The sequence below is a fragment of the Geomonas azotofigens genome (genome assembly GCF_018919395.1).
Classification (GTDB): Bacteria; Desulfobacterota; Desulfuromonadia; order Geobacterales; family Geobacteraceae; genus Geomonas; species Geomonas azotofigens.
In genome coordinates this window covers 255,103-271,613 of the sequence record NZ_JAHLME010000002.1, presented here as the reverse complement: position 1 = coordinate 271,613, position 16,511 = coordinate 255,103, and the positions used below count along the sequence as shown (strand labels likewise).

The 16,511-nt window shown below is 63.9% G+C and carries 13 protein-coding genes; all 13 read right to left on the bottom strand.

The window, feature by feature from the left end:
• Positions 1 to 11: 11 nt before the first annotated feature.
• The 13 genes from KOL99_RS06220 to KOL99_RS06160 all read right to left on the bottom strand — a co-directional run bounded on the left by KOL99_RS06220 (position 12) and on the right by KOL99_RS06160 (position 16,369).
• Complete coding sequence (locus tag KOL99_RS06220; protein WP_216509616.1) at positions 12 to 3,434, bottom strand: hypothetical protein; 3,423 nt, start codon at positions 3,432 to 3,434, stop codon at positions 12 to 14.
• The gene (locus KOL99_RS06215; protein ID WP_216509615.1) at positions 3,431 to 7,147 is read right to left on the bottom strand and encodes a baseplate J/gp47 family protein; all 3,717 of its coding nucleotides are present in this window, start codon (positions 7,145 to 7,147) and stop codon (positions 3,431 to 3,433) included. Before KOL99_RS06215 ends, KOL99_RS06220 begins: the two co-directional genes overlap by 4 nt.
• A gap of 5 nt (positions 7,148 to 7,152) precedes the next feature.
• On the bottom strand, positions 7,153 to 7,596 hold the full coding sequence (locus KOL99_RS06210) for a GPW/gp25 family protein (RefSeq protein WP_216509614.1): 444 nt from the start codon (positions 7,594 to 7,596) through the stop codon (positions 7,153 to 7,155).
• Between the two features lie 3 nt (positions 7,597 to 7,599).
• Positions 7,600 to 7,869: a PAAR domain-containing protein gene (locus KOL99_RS06205; protein ID WP_216509613.1), complete on the bottom strand. Its 270-nt coding sequence runs from the start codon at positions 7,867 to 7,869 to the stop codon at positions 7,600 to 7,602.
• A gap of 197 nt (positions 7,870 to 8,066) precedes the next feature.
• The gene (gene vgrG / locus KOL99_RS06200; protein WP_216509612.1) at positions 8,067 to 9,836 is read right to left on the bottom strand and encodes a type VI secretion system tip protein VgrG; all 1,770 of its coding nucleotides are present in this window, start codon (positions 9,834 to 9,836) and stop codon (positions 8,067 to 8,069) included.
• Positions 9,833 to 10,540, bottom strand: a complete 708-nt coding sequence (locus KOL99_RS06195) for a CIS tube protein (RefSeq protein ID WP_216509611.1) — start codon at positions 10,538 to 10,540, stop codon at positions 9,833 to 9,835. Before KOL99_RS06195 ends, vgrG begins: the two co-directional genes overlap by 4 nt.
• A complete protein-coding gene (locus tag KOL99_RS06190) occupies positions 10,540 to 10,695 on the bottom strand; it encodes a DUF5908 family protein (RefSeq protein WP_216509610.1) in 156 nt (51 codons plus the stop codon). The genes KOL99_RS06195 and KOL99_RS06190 overlap by 1 nt, the downstream gene beginning before the upstream one ends.
• Before the next feature lie 212 nt (positions 10,696 to 10,907).
• Positions 10,908 to 11,345 carry a phage tail protein gene (locus KOL99_RS06185; RefSeq protein ID WP_216509609.1) on the bottom strand — a complete coding sequence of 146 codons (438 nt, stop codon included), beginning with the start codon at positions 11,343 to 11,345 and terminating at the stop codon, positions 10,908 to 10,910.
• A gap of 8 nt (positions 11,346 to 11,353) precedes the next feature.
• Positions 11,354 to 11,791, bottom strand: a complete 438-nt coding sequence (locus KOL99_RS06180; RefSeq protein ID WP_216509608.1) for a phage tail protein — start codon at positions 11,789 to 11,791, stop codon at positions 11,354 to 11,356.
• Between the two features lie 124 nt (positions 11,792 to 11,915).
• On the bottom strand, positions 11,916 to 13,352 hold the full coding sequence (locus KOL99_RS06175; RefSeq protein ID WP_216509607.1) for a phage tail sheath family protein: 1,437 nt from the start codon (positions 13,350 to 13,352) through the stop codon (positions 11,916 to 11,918).
• A gap of 48 nt (positions 13,353 to 13,400) precedes the next feature.
• Positions 13,401 to 14,036 carry a DUF4255 domain-containing protein gene (locus KOL99_RS06170; RefSeq protein WP_216509606.1) on the bottom strand — a complete coding sequence of 212 codons (636 nt, stop codon included), beginning with the start codon at positions 14,034 to 14,036 and terminating at the stop codon, positions 13,401 to 13,403.
• A gap of 550 nt (positions 14,037 to 14,586) precedes the next feature.
• Positions 14,587 to 14,784 (bottom strand): GSU3473 family protein, encoded by a 198-nt coding sequence (locus KOL99_RS06165; protein WP_216509605.1) that lies wholly within the window; start codon positions 14,782 to 14,784, stop codon positions 14,587 to 14,589.
• A gap of 175 nt (positions 14,785 to 14,959) precedes the next feature.
• Positions 14,960 to 16,369 carry an ATP-binding protein gene (locus KOL99_RS06160; RefSeq protein WP_216509604.1) on the bottom strand — a complete coding sequence of 470 codons (1,410 nt, stop codon included), beginning with the start codon at positions 16,367 to 16,369 and terminating at the stop codon, positions 14,960 to 14,962.
• Between the last annotated feature and the right edge of the window lie 142 nt (positions 16,370 to 16,511).

The window sequence follows — 16,511 nt, the reverse complement described above, 5'->3', positions numbered from 1 at the left end:
CAGCACCTCGATCAGCTTCCTAGAGCCGTGGTACCCAGACGGACCGGGTTTTTGTCGTTGCCCTCGTCGCAGTCGTGCAGCGTCGCAGGGGGATAGCTGTTGCTCAATGCGCCCAAAAGGTCGAGGACCACGCGCAACCGGTAGGAGACCTCGCTGTAGGCGTGATACCTCTCCTCGAGCAGGGCCCGGACCTGGTCCAGCGTCCCCGCCTGGAAGGTGAGTCCCGCGCACTCCTGCGGCAGTTCGATGGGGAAGGTGGGGAGCGGGGCGTCCGGGGTGAAGCTCCCGGAACGGAACAGGCCGTCCAGCCACTGGTAGAACTCCATCCCGAAGCTGGTGACAAGAGCGCGGGCGCAGGTGCAAAGCCGAGGGGACTGGCTCCGCCAGGTGCCTGTCCCCCTAGTTTTTGATGGGGACACCGAGAGCAGGTTCCGGGTCAGGATCGCCTCCACCCGCTCTTCCAGGCGCTCCTCCATCCAGTCGAAGGTGGCGTTCAGCTGGAGCCATGCGCACCAGGCCTTCTCGAAGCGCTGGTACTGCCATCCGTAGCGCGCGATGTACCCGAAGTGCGCCACCATGAGGGCCAGCACCTGCGACCAGAGCTCGAAGGGAAGCAGCACCACGCAGGCGATATCTTCCGGTTTCACCTTGGCGTCGAAGAGAATTTCCAGCTCCATTTTCAGCGTGTCGGCGTGGAAGTGCTCCAGGAACTTGTCCTGGTACCAGGCCTGGAATACCTGGGATAAGGCACGGTAGATGACAATGGCGCAGGCGCACGCCTCGTCGGCGCTGGGGGGAAGACCGTCCCCCTTGTGCCCGTCACGCTCCAAAAGGGAGGCGAGCTGCCCGAGCACGGGGTCGCAGGGATCCTCCACGTAGCCGTCGTTGCCCACCCAGCAGATCTTGGCCACCAGGTGTGACGGGACTTCCTGGCGGATGGCCCGGTCCGCGTAGCCGCGCATCTCCAGGTCGCCATGGAACGGGTCGAGCCAGCCGGGCATGACGAAGGTGAGCCGGAACGAGTAGGGATCCTCCGCGCCGCAGGTGGTGCAGGGCCCCTCGGTGCAGGCCGGGTAGAGGGCGTCGCCGGGAAACTTCGGGCGTAGCAGCAGGTGCTCCACCACGATCATGCGCCGGTCCAGCTCCGGGTAGCCAAGGAGCAGGGCGATGCGCCTCCTGATGCCGGGCTGGTTGTCCGGGTTGCACGGGTCGTGCTGGTAGTCGAACCCCTTGCCGCGGTCGTGGCTGATGCCCGGGTAGTCGGACAGGAAGGCGATCTTGTCCTTGATCAGCTGGTCCAGGGCGATGTCCTGCCCGAGGACCTTGACCAGCAACAGGCCGTACTCGCTGAACTCCTCGCCGAAGCGGGCCAGCAGGTGGTCCAGGAAGCGGTTGCGCCGCTCGCGGAATTCCTGCTCCGTCTCCAGCATCCCCTCCAGGATCGGCGCGGTCAGGCCGCTCACCAGCTCGGAGTACCCCTGGACCACGCTTTCGTCGAGTTGGGCTGCGAAGTAGGTCCGGCTCACGGCGGGGTCGAGGGAGAAGAGGTCGGCGCTGTGGGCGAGATGGGTGAAGGCATCGGCCAGGATCTGCTCGAACACCATCAGGAACGCCTTCATCTGGCGGGCCTGGGCCCGGCGTCGCGCCGAGGCGGTGGTGGAAAGCTGGTTGGGGCCGATGCCGTAGGTGAGCGGGAAGCTGTACTGTACCGGGAAATAGTCCTCCGGATCGCGGTAGGTCCCGGCGGGGATGTCGAGGTCGTTGGCGGCGCCGGGGTTCTTCAGGCGCTTGGCCTCGCCGCGCAGCAGGGTGAGCGTGTCCAGCGCCTCGTCCATCCGGGGGAGAAAGGGAAGCCCGTTCTTGTAGAAGAGAAAGCGCGAGGCGTTGCGGTACAGCCGCGGCAGGTGCTGACTGGACAGGTACACGAGCCAGTTGCCGCTTTTCTTGCCCGGATCGAAGATCGTTGTGCCGTCGCTTGCAAAGGCCGGGTCGTAGACCCCTTCGATGACGTTCCCCTCGGCATCGTAGGCGGTGAGCTGCAGCTGGTTCACCGCGATGACCCCGTCGATGTCCATGAGCCTGTTGATCAGGTCCGACACGCACAGAACCGACCTCAGCGTCGCGGCGTCGAGGTCCTCCTGTTTCAGGAAACCGCTGGCCAGTTCCGGTCCGTTGAAGATCTCCTCCACCGGCATCCCCTGGTCCAAAAGCTCCTGCAGCGTGTAGAAGGGGACCGGCGGGTTGAAGTAGCGCTCGATCTCGAACCAGATGCGCGCCTGCACCAGTTCGATGTCCGCTTCGGGCGCCACCTCGACGTCGGCGCACGCCGCCACCTCCTCGATGGCGATGACCTGCACCCGGCAATAATCCTCGTCCAGGTTGCGGTGCGCCATCAGCTCCTTCTTGGCCAACGCCACGGCGGCCGCCTTCAGGCGCTCCTTGCGCCGGTAACGCTGGATCGGGCCGTTGACCGAGCCTTCTTCGAGCATCGCTTTCAAGGCGGCGACGGTGAGGGCGTCGCGCGCGGCCGTGGTGCCGAGCAGCCGCAGGGCCGCGTGCAGGACGATTTTCCGCCCCGACGGGGTCACGGTAATCTCGAAGGTCGCGTAGAAGACGGTGCGCCAGTGCCCGCGCAGGTACTCGTTGCGCCCCTGCTCGTCGAGGGTGGGGTCGGTGAGAACGTCGTAGTTCCTGGTGGCTCCCAGCCGGATCAGTTTCAGGTCGATCGCTGCAGCGTTGCGGCCGGCGAAGGCGTCGTCGCTGTCCAGGAACAGTTGCCACTGATCCCGGTCGGCCAGCGACATCTCCTCGAAGCGCAGCTCCATGACGAGCGGGTGGCTCCCTCCGGTATCGGTCACTGCCACGCTCGCTTCCATCTTCCGGTCGTTCAGGTCCCCCGCGTCCGGGTCCGCCTCCAGCTCCAGCAGCGCCTCGTACAGCCCCAGCGGCCAGACCCGCAACGGCGTGCGCTCGACCAGTTCCGGCGTTTGGTAGGAGAGGGCAAGACCCTCCTCGCCGCACCAGGCGTAGTAGGCGGTATCACACGCGCACTCCTTGCAGACGATCCAGGCGTTTCTGACCGGCTCCAGGTCGATCAAAAGGCTCCGGAAATCGCTTTCCGTCCACGGGTTGACGGTGAGGATGGAGCGGGCCGTGAAGAAGGACTGGTTGGGGAAGGGGTGCTTCGGGTCGCCCGACGGCGTCGCGGGCGCAAGGATGTCCTTGATGTCCCAGCCGATTCGGTAGCCCAGGTCGGTGATGGCGTAGCACAGGGCCTCGTGGATGGCGATGCCCGAGTCGCTCTCGTTGTAGTCGGTCCAGAGCCGGCTCGCCATCTGTTCGATGAAGCCGATCCCCTCGCGGCGCAGCCGGTAGAAATCCTGCACCGGCCGCAATTGCGGCTTTGTGGCTATGGTAGCGGAGAGCCGGGTCATGGCGCGCACCTGCAGATTTCGGCCGGGGTGGAGGCGACGGCGGGGTCGATGAAGGCCACCTGGTGCGTTCGGGCCGAAACCAGGACCGATACCGCCTTGGAGCCGGAAGCCTCGTCCACCTCGTCGGTCCTCATGTTGTTGTGGTCATCCTGGTAGCTGTGGAAGAGCTGGAAGTCGGTGACGCAATCGACGCAGGGGAGATCCTCCAGGAAGTTGATCAGGACCGATTTGCGCACCCTGCCGCCGAAGCTCGGGCTGCCGCCGCCGGGAAAGGCCCAGGGGGAGAGAAAGCGGACCAGTTCGTCGGAGATCTTCCCCTCGAAGAAGGAGTAGTCCAGCCCCGGCTGCAGGCGCACCTTGCAGGCCACCCGGACCTCCTCGAACTGCGGGTTCTTCACGTGCAGCTTGACGAAACAGCAGGTGCGCCGCTGCAGGAACTGCGCGATCCGCTCCAGGAGCCCGAGACTGGTGTAGGGGCGCAGCGGGTCGCGCAGGTTCAGGAAGCGCTGGTTGGGAATGGTGACCACCGTAACGTGGCCGGGCGCCAGTTCGCGGTAGATGCCGGTGCCGCTTTGGTCCGGCTCGTACTGGGTGTGGTTCAGGCACTTGACCCGGTACACCTGCGGGAACGCCTCCAGGACCAGGCGTTCATAGTCCCACAGGGCGATGGCGCGGTCCTTGTGCCGCAGCCGTTCCGAGATGCGCGTGTAGAAGTCGCCGGGGGCTTCCTTGCCCCGCCCGCCGAATCCGGCAAACGGCTGGGCGATCCCCTTAACGGCAGCGTCGGGCTGGGCCAGCTTCGAGATGGTGCCGGCGGGGAGGGGAGTTGCGCTGAAGGCGGGGTCGTTGCCGCGGTCGGCGAAGGTCGCCTTGAGCGCCTGCGCCGCCACCATGACCAGGCGGCACACCGAGTCGGCGTTGCCGGCCACCGAGGCGCGCAGCCAGTGCATCCCGGAGGGGAGCACGCTGTTGTCGGCGGAAGCCTCGCGCGGCACCGAAAAGGTGATAATGCCGGAGTCGAGCAGTTCTCCGGTCGTATCGCTCACCTGGTCCTTCGCGAACGGGAGCCATTCGTTGTGACGCAGGTAGCTCCAGTTGAGGTGCGGCTTGGGTTTGACGGAGAGGGGATCCGCGCTCCCGTCAACCACCTGGAACAGCAGGGCGAGGTTTTGAGGCGGCTTCAGGTCGGTGACGCCGATGTAGAACTCCGCCTCGTGCTGCACCGGCTGTCCCTTGGGGAGCTTCAGGTCGTCGCGGTTGGCGTGTTTCATCTGGGGCAGCAGGTAGATGGCGGGGTCCACCGACGGCAGTACCGACTTCAGGTAACCGTGCTCTTCGGCGGTCCCGAAGGGGGCGACCGTGAAGAAACGTGCGCTGCGCCCCTGGAACTGGACCTGGTCCGCGCTGGTCAAGGAAACGTTTTGGCTCGCCGAATAATCCAGGCTCAGATCGGTAACCACCGGCCCCACCGGCGGTGTCGGCTTGGTGCCGTCATCGTTGGGGTCGGCATTGGTGACCCGCTTGATGTAGTCGATCAGCGCCTGCTCGTAGCTCGCCTGCCCGAAGTCGTCGGAAAGCCGCAGCCGGACGAAGCCGAAGCGGGAGTCGGTAGTGAACGGTTCGTTCTGCGTCGGGTCGGCTGCGTCCAGGTAGGGAGGGGCGTCGGCCGACTGCGGATCCCCCAGCAAGGTGAAGCTCGTGCCGGTCACCGAGGCCTGCACCGCCGTCCGGTACGGGTGCCAGGCACCTCCCTGCAGGTATTGCGTCACCGCGTTCACCGTCTTGCCGCCGTAGGGTGCCGGTGTGCTCTGCCAGGTCACTTGGAGCGACGCAGCGGTCAGCTTCTTCTGGAACAGCTCCTTCGATCCGATCACGAAGGACGCGTTGGCGACCGGCGACGGGCCGAAAGGCTGGAAGGGTTTGGAGGCGTCAACCGGCCCGAAGTCGTTGGCCAGCGCCGCCGCCTTCAGGTTGGCGACGTTCACGTCCAGTGCGAAGCCGGTGATGGTGACGTTCTCCAGCAGCGGGTAGGCGAATTTGCCGTCGTCCCGGTGTTTCAACTGCACCATGAGGACCGGCAGGTCGGTGTCGAAGTTGTAGCCGTGGATGTCGGTGGCGTAGGGGGCCACCGCCGGGTCGGCGCCGGAAAGGGCGAGCTCCAGCCGGAGCCCCCCGGTCGCCTGGCTGAACGACAGGGGCTCCCTGGCGAGCCACCCCTTGGCCGTGGTCAGGTAGCAGGTGACGTCGTTTTTGAAATCGCCCGATACCGGCACCGGCTGCTGCAAGGTGACCGTAATGCCGCGCTCACCCTGGGCCAGGAACAGGTAGTGCGACGCGACGGCGAAGCCGACCGTGGCGCGGGGCATGTCGATGGCGGCCAGCATGCCGTCCTGGTAGCGCTTGTTGTGGAAGGGGTGCCAGGACTTGTCCTGCGAGGTGAGCTCCGCTCCCTGGCCGTCGGCCGAATTGGCGACGGGCGAGGCGAACAGGCGTCCCTGGTCCTTGTCGCTCGGAACCAGGACGCCGACCTTCTCGGTGCCGTGCCGGTACAGCGTCTTCAGGTCGGCGACCTGGGCCTGGTTCGCCACGAATTCCTGGTCGGCGGCGTAAAAGGCGTCCTTGCCCGGGGCATCCTTGCCCGCCTTGAACAGCTCGCCGGACGGGAACAGCCGCGCCTCGACCTGCTTGGCCAGGTGCGCCAGCAGGTGTGCGTGCCCCGGTTGGGCAGGTTTTTCCTTGAGTTGCAGGATCTCCCGGTAGTAGAAGTCGAGGTGGCGCGCCGTGATCGTGTTGGCGGCGTCGCGCGCGTAGGCGAACAGGCGCAGGAACGCGAGGAAGAGGGCGTAGTGCGGCTGGTGATCGTCCCGTCCGGTCAGGCTTTGTTGCAGCGAGCGTTCCCCCTCGCTCGCCACCTTCGCGTACGCCTTGAGGAACTGGTCCAGGATCGAGGTGAACAGGTTATGGGTGGCGATGTGGTTGATGCGCTGGAAGGGCTCGATGCCGGTGCCGTAGACCGAGGCGTCCGGGGGGATGGCGCCGATGTAGGCGGCCCAGTCCGGCGCGCCGCCGGTGATCCAGTCCGTGCCGAGCCCCCCCTGGTACACCGCGCTGAACGGGACGGTGCTGGTACCGAACAGCTCCAGCCCCGGCTGCAGGTCCGCGATGAGGCGGTCCGTGTCCGGGGTGATGGCGAGGTCGGCCTTGTAGTAGGATATGAGCCGGTTCAGGGCCGGGGCGAGCTGGGTGACCACCAGGTTGCGCAGCATCCCCTTCAGCGCGATGTCGGCGGGAAGGGCGTCCTTGAGCCGGTCCAGTTCCCGCGCCAGGCTCCCGGCGCTGCTGAACAGGTAGCCGAGGCGGTCCTTCGCCTTGGTCTCATCCGAGCCGAATCCGAGGTCCTTCAGAAAGTCCAGGTACTCCTTGATCCTCTGGCGGTAGAGATCGACGTCCTGCACCGCCGCCAGCGCGAGCTGCACCGAGACGTCGCTGCCGAAGAACGGGGTCCAGTTGCCGTCGAAGGTATTGTCGGAATTGAAGTAGTTGAGAAAGGAGGCGTAGGCCTTGGCGAACACCATGCCGTGCGCCACGTCTCGCTGGTCCACCGGGGCGAAACCCGGGTCGAGGGGGAGGGCGAGGCGCTGGTCCTGGCTGGTGCCTTCCCGCACCGGTTTCAGCGCATCCCTGTTCTGTTTGCAGTCGGCGGTTCGCGGCATAGGGCCTAATAGCTTTCCGGCAGGAGGTTCACCGTCACCCCGAGGTCGAGGTCGGTCCCTTCCAGCTTGTAGTAGGGGAAGACGAAGTTGAAGCGCGAGTTGGTCGTCTTGACCCGGTAGGTGATCTCGATCAGGACCACCCCCTCCAGCTCGCGGGTGTCGTCCAGGGTGACGCTCTCCAGTTCGATGCGCGGCTCATGGTACAGGATGGCGGTCTCGATCTTGTCCGCCATCAGGGCCTTGGTGCCGGTGTCGAGGCTCTCGAAGATCAGGTCGTCCAGGTTGCATCCGTACTGCGGCAGCATGACCCGCTCCCCCTGCGAGGTGCTGAGCAGCGCCTGCAGGCTCGCCACGATGTCCGCCTCCTGCTCCAGCAGCACCACTCCCGGCAGGGTCTTGTCGAATTCGGGGGGGAAGGACCAGCCCCGTCCCAAAAAGTCGAGCTCCATCAGTCAGCCTCCGATCAGGACCGTGAGCGCGCAGGGGGGGAGGATGACTCCGCCGCCGGCGGTCTGGTCCGCCATGCGCGCCGCCGGCAGTCCGCCGATGAACACCGTTGTCGACCCCTTGATGATCACGTCCGCGCCGCAGGAGTCCCCCATGCGTGCCGCCGGCAGTCCCGCGATGAGCACGTTGGGCGCCCCCGGCGGGATGATCGGCGTCGGCACCCCCAGGGTGGCGGAGCTCACGATGAGGTCGGTGATGCGTGCGGCAGGAAGCATCTGATTTACTCCTTGCGGTCTGCACACTCCTCCCCCCGGAGGGAGAGGCTCGCGACTTCGGTCCAAATGCGGCAGCGCCGGTCCACACTCCTCCCCCCGGAGGGGGGAGGTTGGGAGGGGGGCTTTGCCTGCGTAAGCCGCTGCGCGCCCCCTCCCTGTCCCTCCCCCTCCTGGGGAGGGGACGCTGGTGCCTCGTCCTAATTGATCTGCACGATCCCCCCCTGGATCACCGTCTTGGCGCTTCCCTTGATGGTGGTGCTGGCGCCGGAGAGCTCGGTGCTGGCACTCCCCGCCGCCTTGAGCGCCATCTGCGCGCTGAGGTCCAGGTTGGAGCCGCACTCGATCTTCAGGTTCTTGGCCGCCTTCAGGGTGAGATCCTTGCTGCTCTCGATCCTCACCCCCTGGTCGTCCAGGGTGATCTTGTTGCCGTTTTGGTCCTGGATGATGACCCCTTTCTTGTCCTCGGCCAGGGTGAGCCGGTTCCCCTTGGGGGTCTCCAGTTGCACCACCTTGTTGTCGTCGTCGAAGGTGAGCTTCATCCTGGAGCGGCTCACGTACCCCTTGCGGTGGTTCTTGTCCTTGGCCGGCTCCGGCGCGGGCTTGGCAGAACTGTGGCACATCCCGAGCACCACCGGGTGACGGGGATCATCCCAGAGAAATCCAACCACCACCTCGTCGCCGATCTCGGGCCTGAAGAAGGTGCCGCGCCCCTTGCCCGCGTCGAGCGTGGCGAGCCGCGCCCAGATCCCTTCCTCGGCTTTGCTCACCAGCGGCAGGCGCACCTTGATGCGGTCCTCCCCCTGCGGATCCTTCTCCAGCACGGTGACCACCCCCATCTGCAGCCCCGTGACCGCCGGTATCAGCCCGGCCGCCGGCATCGGTCTCAGGTCGAAGCACTCCGCGAAGGTCTCCGTGGCGAGGCCGAACTGGACGTCGGTTTCCCAGTTGCCGTTGTCGACCAGGTGGCGCACTCCGGAGACGTACAACTTCCCCTGGAACCTCTCGCCGACACCGGTAAGCTCCATGACCGTGCCGGGCGCGACCGCCGCGAACCCCTGGAACCGGGCCCGCCCCCTCACCTGGGCCAGCCGCTCGGTCCTGAGCCTGCCGTCCGCCCAGGCCTGCAGCTCCGGTTGTCCCAGCTTCCCGCCGTGCCTCAGCTCGTGGGGCTCGCCGCCCAGGATGCCGGCCAGCTCCCCCGGAGCGAGGTTGCCGCTGGAGGAGCGCCCCGGTTCCTTCGCCTCGGCCTCGACGACCTGCTGCTCCGATGCGTTCCAGCTCTTGGCCACGATCCCCGTGCTCTGCCTGCGCGCATCGATGTCGGCATCGAGCTCCAGGAGCGTGCTGCCAAAGCCCACCGTGACCACCGCGTCACCGTCGGTCCCTGGCGTGTTGACCGTGATCTTGCCGTCGCTGGCGATCACCACCATGCCGTTGGCCTCAGCGCGCAAGAGCAGGAAATCCCAGTCGGTCGCGTTGTACTGCGTCACTTCCTTGAGGTCCGGCGTGGTGGCCTGGACGTCCTTTTGAAGCTGGTGGGCATCGACCACCTGCTCGATGACGTCGCTGTCCTTCATGTCCACGAAGTAGCGGCTTTTCAGGCCGACGCTCATCTTTACCGCCTCGTCCCGGCACTCCACGGTGAGGAGGCTGCCGCTTTTGCGCACGCTGATGCCGTGCTTGACCACGATCCCCTTGAACACGGTGTCGTTGTGCGAGCGGTAGCCGAGCTTGATCTCGATCTTCTTGCCCGGCACGAAGAGGTCGCTGTTGCTGGCCTGGAAAGTCGCCTTGGCCGCCTCGCCGTCGCGGATCTGGAGCGTTGCCGTGGGGATCCGGTTCACCTCCTTGCGGACCGCCACCGACAGCACGTGGTATTCCCCCGGGATCGCCGCTCCGTCCATGAGCAGTTCAACCGTGCAGACGTCCGGCGTCGCCGGCGTGGGGATGGTCGAACCGGTAGTCACGGCGTTGCGCCTTTCTTGTCCAGGGGCGGGAAGATGAGGCTCGTGTTCGGCGTAAGCTTCCTGAAGTTGTTGAGCCCGTTGATTTGCGCCACCTGCAGGTAGAACGTGGGATCGCCGTAGATCCGGTAGCAGAGTAGCGGCAGCGTGTCGCCCCCCGTTACCGTGCGCCGGTGGGTGAGGTCCGGGGAGGACTTGTCCTCCTTGCGGGCGCGCTTTTTCTCCTCGATGCTCTTCTTGAACTTCACCTTGGCGACGGTGCGGATCGGCTGCCCGTCCGGGTTGAACAGTTTGTGGGTCAGGGAGAGCTCGATGGCGCGGCCGGTGAAGACCAGGCTACCCCAGACCAGCTTCAGGTGGTAAGGCTCGTGCGACTTGCCTTGGTACCCGGTCAGCATCTTGCGCAACCGGTCCACGTCCTTGTTCACGCCGTCCTTGTTCTTTTTGCCGTCGATGATGCCGGTGTTGTCGAACAGGAACTCGAAGGTGAGTTCCTCGGGGAGGGTGAATTCGTACTTCGCCTGCGCGCCGCTGGTCCCCTGGCCCTGGCCGTCCGAGGTCTTCACCTTGTATTCCAGGGTGTAGCTCTCCGGGTTGATCAGCGCCTCGAAGGTCTCCTTCGCCTCCGCCTTGGTACCGCGCTCGGCCTCCTCGGAGGTATCGAAGGCGAGGATCAACAGCTTCTCCAGTTTGCCGTTATCCGCCATCAGCGTTCCGCCTTGTTTTTCAGTATCAATAGCACCTGTTCCACGCACTCGGAGACGATGGCGTCCCTCGCCCCCCCGTAACCCGTCCTGGCGGGCGGGGCGGGGGAGGTGGTAAGTGCAACCTTTATGTGCAGTTCCTTGATCTCGATGGGCATCGTGCTGCTTCCTTTTCGCTTATTTCGTTTTGCGGGCACGCTTCGCCTTCGAATGAAGGGGGCGTAAGTCAAGTGGTCAGTCTACGCTCCTCCCCCCGGAGGGGGGAGGCTGGGAGGGGGGAACTCTATCTGAGCCGCTGGCGCCCCCACCCTGACCCTCCCCCTCCGGGGGAGGGGAATGAAGCGACAACGAGAGGTGGCTCCTCGATGTGTCAGGCGACCGTGAAATACCGGTACGTCAACTCCAGCGTCTCGATCACCAGGGCGTTCTCCCCCGAGTTCAGGTCGCTCACCTGCCACTTCCTCGGGATCGCGTGCGACACCCGCCAGCTCTTCAGCGGCTCGCCCTTCTCGTTCATCAGGATCACGTTCAGGTCGGTGGGCTCGAAGTCGCGGTCCCGGAAGGCGCGCAGGAACCACTTGATCACCTCCGAATCGGTCAGCATGCCGCGCTTCAGCACCAGGTCCGCGTACTTGGTGCGCACCGGGAGCTTGTGGGTGAAGCGGTTCTCGCCCCCCTCCTTGTACTCCTCGGTGTCGTACTCCACCGAGAGCCCGGACACCATCTGGAAGCGGACGTCGTTCTTGTTCTTGCTGATGCCGAACTCGACCCGGAAGTAGAAGCCCCACGGAGGGTAGTAGTCCACCATGGCCGGCCCTAGACCTTCATCAGCTTGAGCCCTTCGTGGGCGATCTCGAGGGTCTCGATAGCCGCCTCGTTGGCGTCCGATTTGAGGTCCGGCGCGGTCACCTTGACCGGGAAGCAGCGGGTCGCGGTCCAGGCCGCCACCGGTTCGTGCTTCTCGTTCAACAGGCGGATGATGATGTCGCGCCTTTTCTCCACCCGCTCGTTGGCCACGTCCTCGAGCCAGGTGTTGTAGTCGAAGTCCTTCTCGAACTTGCCGCGCTTGAGGCTGATGTTGTTGTTTTTCACCAGGCCGGGCATGGCGATCTTGTTGAAGTCCCTGCTGTCGCTGTGCCGGTACTCTATCTTTTCCCGCTCCATGACCAGGCCGGTCACCTCGGTGAAGCTGATCTTGGCCCCGCCCCAGTCGACCTGGAAATGGAAGCGCGGTAACGGATACTCTTGCGCCATGTCGTCCTCCTTTATCGTGCTACTCAAAATTATCGTTCAGCAGGTTTCTCTTGCTCCTGAGCTCGTTGCTCCCTCTCCCTCCGGGAGAGGGTAATGAGGCCGAGAGGGCGAGAGGGCGAGATCTCTACGACTCAGCCATCTTGTGCGAGAACCTGAAGATGATGAACTCGGCGGGACGCACCGCGGCGAGCCCCACCTCCACGATCATGCGCCCCTCCAGGATGTCGATGGCGGTCATGGTCTTGCCAAGTCCGACCGCAACGAAGAAGGCGTGCTCCGGCTTCACCCCCTGCAGCGCCCCCTGGCGCCAGATCACGGTCAGGAAGTTCTCCACCATCCCCTGCACGCGCACCCAGGTGTTGGCGTCGTTGGCCTCGAAGACGAAGGGCTCCGTGGCCCGCTTCACCGACTCCTCCACGAAGTTGAAGAGCCGGCGCACGTTCACGTAACGCCACTCGTTGTCGTTGCCCGCCAGCGTCCTGGCCCCCCACACCAGGGTCCCCTTGCCGGTGAAGGCGCGGATCGCGTTCACCGACTTGCCCGCCACCGGGTCCACGTTCATCTGGTCCTGCTCCACGTTGGAGAACTGGATGCTTGGCTCAATCACCGAGTTGACGCTCACGTTGGCCGGTGCCTTCCAGACCCCGCGCGCGTTGTCCACAGCGGCGTAGATGCCGGCCATGGTGGAAGAGGGGGGGAGCCTGCACGCCATGTCGGTGATGGCGGCGCGGGCCTGCTCGTAGACCCGGTTGTTGGCCGCCTTCAGCGTGTCCAGCTTAACCGGAGCGGCTGCCGAGCCGTTGGTGGTGATGGTGACGTCGACGGTGCTGTCGTCGTACGCAAAGTCGAGGATGGTGTCGATGTTGGGCGCGTACACGGCACCGTACTTCAGGTTGTTGATCCCGATGCCGTTACTGCGGAAGTTGTTCACCGCATTCAAGAGGTTGGCGTTGGGGTCGGACAGGGAGATGGAGTCGCCGTGCAGGTCCATGATCACGAAGCGGTCCTTCAGGTCTTCGCACTGGGCCAGTGCGGCGTCGTGCAGGGCCTTGAAGTCGGCGATCGAGAGGCTTTGCGCCTCGGGGAAAACGATCAGGGTCGGCTCGTCCTTCTTCACCAGGGTGTCGAGACCCGCCTTCAGCTCGGCCTCCACCAGCGCTCCGCCGAAGGTAGCCTTGTAGGGGGCGACCGAGACGATGTAGCAGGGGCCGCCGCCGTTGGCGAAGAACATCTGCATGGCGTAGTACATGACGTGCTTGGAGCGGGCCGCCTCGGTGAGAGTCGCCGTGGCCTTCAGGTCGGTGGTGACGCCGCCCACCTGGGTCTCCTGCACGTCCACGTTGATGTCCTGCTCCTTCTGCGGGCCACCGAAGTACTTCTCGTACTCGACAAGGGAGGAGATGCGCGTCGGCTTCAAGGTAAGGTCGCCGGCAGTGACGTCGTCCGCCTTTTCCGTGTAGCCGATAAAGGCCGGGATCGCGGTTTCCACCGGGGCGACGGAAGGGGGAAACTTGGGGATCTCCTCGATGTAAACTCCCGGTGTCTTGTACAGTGTGGCCATTTTCGTCTCCCTCCTTTTGAGCTCACCGTGTTGATTGACTGGGGCCGGTTATACCGTCACCGCCGGTTTATGATGGATGTTGCGGTCAACCTCGAGGATCAGGCTTTCCTCCTTCTCCACGAAGGCGAACTGCAGGTCGAGCATGCGCATGACATAGAGGATGAAGGGGTACTGTTTGCCGCCCAGGGTGCCCCAGAGATGGTTCACCTCCTCCAGTGTCGGCGAATAGATGTCGAAGATCAGCTTGAAGGATTGCAACTGGTCCAGCGGGTTGATCGGGACACTCGACGTGGTGATCGAGGCCGGGTCGACCGTGGTCTCCGTGAAGACGTTTTTGAACTGGAAGAAGCGGATGGCACGTGAGAGCACGGACAGGGCGTTGACGTAATCGGCATGGGTCGCCGTCATCAGGATCAGGAAATTCAGGAATACCGGCGGGTTCTGGTAGCTTGCCTTCAAGGCCGCTTCGTCGCGGACGTAGTTGGGGAGGTTCTTCAGGGTCTTCTCTTCCTTGACGTTGACCGCCGAGAGGTACAGCTTGTCGCGGGATACGCTGCCGCTGCCGCCGCCGGTGGCGAAGATGTCGGAAACGTTGCCAAGGCTCACCGCGTCCACCGACCCATAGACGTCATGAAGATGCTTGTTCAGTTCGTTCATTATAATGGTCAGCGCGTGGGAGATCATGGTCCTCTCGTGGGGTCAGTGCGGTCCGGCGCGTAAAAGGAACGAAAGCAGGCGGATATCCCGCCCGCGAAAGCCGCAGGGGGCTCGCCGGCAACCGCGCACGGCGCCGGTTGACTACCACGCGCGGTAATGAAAGCATTGATTGGTCATTTATAATTAGTGTTAAATAATCTAGCGTGGTTTATCGAGGTGTCAACAATGGCGACAAAAAAAGGAACCCCGACGTCGGGCAGGCAGCCGTCCAAGGTCTGCGGGTGCAGCCAAAGTGCCCCTCGTTTGCGAAGGAATGCCGGTAATGAAGTATGTGTATCCACGAAGCGCTGCACGCGAATTAGAGTTCCCCACTTTGCGAAGGGGGGAGGGGGGATTTGCCTGCATCAGGTCAAGAGGAAAAGCTGAATGATAAGACGTTGAAAAATAAGATGGGGGGGGAGAGGGGGGGCGGTTCGGGAGGGGGCTGGATAGCAAACACCCCCCTGGCATCTGCCGCTGTGGCGGAGCCTTTACCTGGACGTTTGCGAGGAGATTCCGCGTCGTGGCGCTCGGGCGCTTAGGCGGCCTTGAGCGCGCGTCTGCGGTCGTAACCCTGGTACTGACCACCGTGGCCTCGGACCGGGTCGTGGTCGAGGCGGACGTAGCCGTCGGAGCGGAAGAACCCCTGGATCTTCCGATGCGTGATCAGGCCGTCGAGAAGGTAGTCGTGCACCTTTCCTGTCTGGAACTCGTCGTACACCACGCGTATCAACATCGTCCTCTCCCCCGCTGATGGCATCCTCTCATACAGAGATCGCATAGCATGGACAACCGGACAGGTGTGGATGACACTGGACGCCAATCGCTGTGTTACGAATCCCTCCAGGAACTGCTAAAGACAGAAATGGCAGCGCCGCTTGCAGGCAGATGCGCAGGACGGACTAATTCCGTCATGCCTCCATTTTAACAAAATAATTGGAACATGCCATCTCAATACTTTGCTTTGTCAGTCGGGCCGGCTGGTTGTTGTAGCGGGACTCGACGATGATCTGCTCTATGAGATCGCGCGGGTGACACGCGTTCGGCATGGCGCCGTACTGCTTGTAGCAGTAACTGATCAGGTAGTCGTACGCCTCCTGGCTGAAGGGGACCTCGTTGGCGCTGCAGACCTGCTTGAAGATCTTCTGGTACTCCGGTTCCGTGGGACGGTCTATCTCCACCTTGTACCTGATCCTGCGCAGGAACGCCTCGTCCAAAAGCTCGGTCGGGTCGAGGTTGGTGGCGAAGATGACCAGCATGTCGAAGGGGACGGCGAACTTCATGCCGGTGTGCAGGGTCATGAAGTCGATGTGCCGGTCCAGGGGGACGATCCAGCGGTTCAGGATGTCCCTGGGCTCGATTTGCTGCCTGCCGAAGTCGTCCAGGATGAAGATGCCGTTGTTGGCCTTCAACTGCAGCGAGGCCTCGTAGTACTTGGAGATCCGATTGAAGTCGAGGTCGAGCATGCGCATGGTCAGCTCGCCCCCCACCATGACCACGGGCCGGCGCACCAGTACCCAGCGCTGGTCCACGTGCTCCGGGAGCAGGGCCGGGGGGACCGGGATGTGGTTCACCGGGTCGAAGACGCTGATGATCTGCCCGCCGACATCGATGGCGTAGGGGACGTAGACGAAGTCGGTGGGGACGCGCCCGACCGCCTCGGCTATCGCCGTCTTGCCGTTGCCGGGAGGACCGTAGATGAAGACGGTCTTGCCGGAGGTGATCGCCGGCCCCAGGCGCCGGAACAGGTCCTCCCGGCAGACCAGGTGGGAAAAGGCCTCCCGCAACGTCTCGTCGCTTATGGTGACGCATTTCACGGTCTGCAGTTCCACCATGGTCTGGTACTCGTCCAGGGTGACCGGCGCGGGCCCCGCGTAACGGCACAGGTCCATGAGCTCCAGGCTCCGCTTCTGCCCCGCCTCGGTGACCTTGAAGGTGTAGGTGGCCGAGGCGTAGCTCGTGGCCCCCTTGATCTCCACGAACTTCTCCCGCTTCAACACCTCCAGCGCGCGGTTCACGATGGTGATGGGGAGCTTGATGCGGTCCACCACGTCCCCCATGCGGAACTCCCCCATGAAGACGATGTGCTTCAGGACCAGGTCGGTAATGAAGGAGAGGTCGAGCCCGGTGTCCTCCACGCACTTGGGTGGTGGAGGATTTCGTTGGTACTGCTTCTTGATGTCCTGCTCGGTGATGTGGCCCAGGGCGACCAGGTTGTGCCCGAGCCGCCCCCCCAGTCGGCGCTGCCGCTCCAGGGCCTCGTCAAGTTGCGCCTGGGTTATCACATTCTCCTTAACAAGTTTTTCACCCAATATAAGCATTATGCCTCCCGATCACTGTCATAAGAACTTCTTAGTGGTAAGATTTACCTCAAAAAGCTTGCATGTAAAGAAACATCGGGCATGCTTTGTCAGGAACGCTTTTTTTATTGTGTTTATTTTTACACATTAATCATACATATTT